Raw genomic sequence first — 3649 nt, 5'->3', positions numbered from 1 at the left:
TGCCGCCTTCCTGGGCGGTACAGCAGCCGCTGCTAGCATTCCTAATGCCCCAGCGCCAGTTGAAACCACTTCTACTACCACAGTCACTCGATCGACGACAGATAATGACTTCCCGTGGTTACTGCTACTATTTCCCTTATTAGGTGGCTTGTTGTGGTGGGCGCTTAGACCACGACCAGCAGCACCAGTGGCACTCGTCACACCCAGGATCGCCCCTGTCGCACCAGTAGTGCCAGCCCCAGTTCCTCCAGCCGCTGCGGTCGTGCCAGTAGTGCCAGTGGTGCCAGCCCCAGTTCCCCCAGTCGCGGCGGACGAACCCATCAAACTCTATGAAGAACGCTTGATTGCAGACAAAACGCGGCAAAAAGTCGGCGGTGTAGCAATTAATAAGCGGATCGAGACTGAAGGAGTGGAAATTGCCATTCCCGTAAAGCGCGAACGCATCCAGATCGAGCGACTCGCATCGATCGATCGTGCCGCAATTCCTGTCGAAGATGTCCAGTTTGGCGACGGACAGGTGCGGATGGAAACCTACGAGCAAGTGCCCGAGATTCACAAGGAAGCTTTCGTGCGGGAAGAAGTGGCGATTACCAAACAAATCGCTCTCGAAACAGCAACTGCTCAAGATACGCTGCGTCATGAAGAGATCGATGTCAGCACCCAGCCGCTACCACATCCCGAGCGCGACCCCCAGCCAGAGCGGCATCCCGATCGTAACTAAAGCAGTCTAGTAACACCAAACTTGAGATTCCCGACTTGTGGATGCAGGTTGGGAATTTTATTGTCTGCATGGAGCTTAGACAATCGCGATTTGTTCTCTATCTAATGATTGATAATAGATCGGTAGATTGAATGATGCCGCCAGAGCGAGAGGAATTTAACATGATATATACAAGTTGAATAAGTAGTGAATCCATTGCCGATCGATGACTGAGTGCTGATGACACTTATGTTATTTTTACCAATCTATTCTACCGTGAATAATTCATTATTTACTTCAACTTTTACTATTTATTTTTATAATTGGATTATCTATCATGAAGTATGATATTGCATTACATGAACTTATGCGGCTCGACGAGTACGCCGAAGAAGAAAGCAAAGCCAAAGCTCAAGATAATGCTAATCCCAATGATGGTGAATTAGCAGCTACCGATACAGCCGAGGCTCCGACGATGAGCGAATCGCCCGAGATCGATATTCCGTCGGCAACCGCGATTAATTACGACGAACCGCCGATTATTATTGCCGAGGAACATGCAGTTGTCGCCGCTCCAGTAGACACTTCAGCAGACCCGATCGCCGCCAGTGATGTATTACTCGCACCGATCGCACTAGCAGATACTTCTGGATCTGAGCCAAAGCTGGATCTCGCCCAAGTAGATACTTCAGCAGACCCAATCTCCGCCAGCGATGTATTACTCGCACCGATCGCACTAGCAGATACTTCTGGATCTGAGCCAAAGCTGAATTTTGATGAGGCTACGAACGGTTCTGAAGATATGCCTACGACTGAAGAGGCGATCGCGGCGGTTCGATCGACAACTGCTACTGCTAAAGAAACTGTAATCGAGGCAGCCGAATCGACAACTGATGCTGCTAAAGAAACTGCTAATCATACAGTAGCAGCAGTTGCTGATGCTACTGAGGCTGTTAAGGAAACTGCCAATGATGCAGTCGATGCCATTAAATCGACAACTGATGCTGCCAAAGAAACTTTTGAAACAATTCAAACTGAAGCACCTGGCATCTTTGATGAAGTAACTTCAGCCGTTCCAGCATTCTTCAGCCAGAATCGCCAACTGCTAATCAACATCGGTTTGATTTTCCTTGCTTTTTTGGTAACTAAACTCGCATTTGCTGGCATTAATGCGATCGACGACCTCCCCTTAGTCACGCCATTACTTAAAGTTGTTGGTTTGTTCTATGTGGTGAAGTTTATTTGGAATTACTTACTTCGCGAGCAAGATCGCGAAAAGCTGGTTGAAAAATTTAACAAAACTAAAGCTGAGGTTTTGGGCGATCGTTAGTAATCTCCAATTCATGACGCTCGTCACCGACAACTAATCCGATTACAAGCCTGACTTTTTTCAAAAAGTCGGGCTTGTGGTTTAACAGAGATTATGAGGACTAATCTTCTTGGAAATTCGGTTCGATCGTGCGGTGAATGCTGGATTAGTTTTCATCGATCGATTAGGTTGGTGGTAAGCGATCGTGTTGGTATTGCTGTGCGGCTGGATCGAATATCTGCGGTGGATCTTTGAACTGGACAGTATAAATTTCATTCGGCAGATCGATGCCTGCTGCTTTAATTGCTTCTTTAATCGATTGAGCTACCTGGGACGTTGACTCTAGAAAAGATAGTCGTCGCGAACTTACCCAAAATCGGACTTCGATTTTGACAGCACCTGCCGCCAGTTCTCGGACGAGGATTTCTAGCGGCGGATCGGCAACGATACTCTCGACTGTCAGTGCCGCTTGGTGGATAATCTCTTTGACCTGCCCGATGTCGGTATCGTAGTTAATCCCGATCGTCAGGGAACTGCGCCGAAATTCTGAGGCAGTGTTATTGATAATCGTGGCAGTAAACACCTGTTGATTGGGAATCGAAATCATCCGTCCGTCGTAAGTAACTAGCGTAGTTGCCCGCAGTTGAATATAATTGACCGTGCCTTCAAAGTCTTGAATGATAATCTGATCTCCCACCTGAAACGGTCGTGCTACGAGTAGAATAATGCCGGAGAAATAATTACTTAAAATATCCCGCAGGCTAAAACCGATCGCCACACTCGTCACTCCCAGCGTACCAACTAGCGCTGTAAAGTCCATCCCCAACACGCTCAGAGCCACGATCGATCCAAAGATCCAAATCATGCCAGAGACGATCCGACTCACTAACGTTTTGGAGTTGTAGTCGATTTCCCAGCGATCGGAAGCTGCCAATGTAATCCGTTTCGTCGTAATCGCCAGCAGCATGGTTAGCAAAATAATCAGCAGTGCGCCGAGAATTGCGGGCAACCTGTCGATCGCATCGCGCTGAAACTGACGGATCGTACTGTAGAGCCGCTGTCCGACATCGATCGCCAACGGTGGTTCGTCAAATGCGCGATTGAGTGCCGTCGCCCACTGCTGCGCCAATGTTTCCACGCCCACATTAAAATCTTGGGCATCCTGTTGGGTAACGGTCATCAGAATTCGATTATTCAGTTGGAGCGTCGCAATCCCGCGCTGGGGGTCATTCCGAACGGTAATCGATCGATCCACCTCCGATGCCAAAAAACTCACAATCCGGCGATTAATAATTCCCGCGCGATCGCTAGCACTGATATTTGAGAGACTACCAATCTGAAAAACCACTTGTCCCCGCACGACAATATCGGCAAAATATAGCCCGTCCATCGGCACAGATGTCGCGGGAGCTTTGGCTGGAGCAGTCTCTTGCGCCTTTGTTGCGATCGGCATCACCAACAGCAATCCCGTACAGATAATTGTCATCAAGATCGATCTCGATCGATCGATACTCAATTGTCTGCTAGTGGATATTTTGAGCTGAAAAATATTCGACACGATCGGCTGTTCCAGAAATTAACATCACACAGTGGCGATCGATTTAATCTATTTAAATATATCTGGTTTGCTAAATTTAGTC

3 protein-coding genes are annotated in these 3649 nt (G+C 47.9%); 2 read left to right on the top strand and 1 reads right to left on the bottom strand.

Annotation, left to right across the window (positions count from 1 at the left end):
- The coding region (locus tag RMO52_RS12075; protein WP_310414436.1) for a YsnF/AvaK domain-containing protein at positions 1-721 on the top strand (721 nt) is incomplete at its 5' end.
- A 316-nt stretch (positions 722-1037) separates the two neighbouring features.
- Positions 1038-2030, top strand: coding sequence for a CAAD domain-containing protein (locus RMO52_RS12070; protein WP_310414433.1), 993 nt, complete (start codon positions 1038-1040; stop codon positions 2028-2030).
- A 163-nt stretch (positions 2031-2193) separates the two neighbouring features.
- On the opposite strand, the gene RMO52_RS12065 is transcribed toward RMO52_RS12070, so the two are convergent.
- On the bottom strand, positions 2194-3567 hold the full coding sequence (locus RMO52_RS12065) for a mechanosensitive ion channel family protein (RefSeq protein ID WP_310414430.1): 1374 nt from the start codon (positions 3565-3567) through the stop codon (positions 2194-2196).
- Positions 3568-3649 lie beyond the last annotated feature (82 nt).

Origin of the sequence: Chamaesiphon sp. OTE_8_metabat_110, assembly GCF_031382685.1 — a bacterium.
In the GTDB taxonomy this organism is placed as follows: Bacteria; Cyanobacteriota; Cyanobacteriia; order Cyanobacteriales; family Chamaesiphonaceae; genus Chamaesiphon.
This window is presented reverse-complemented; position numbering and strand designations above follow the sequence as displayed.

Coding starts and splice junctions, on each gene's coding strand:
- RMO52_RS12070 (WP_310414433.1), top strand. CDS start 1,038: ATGAAGTATGATATTGCATTACATGAACTTATGCGGCTCGACGAGTAC.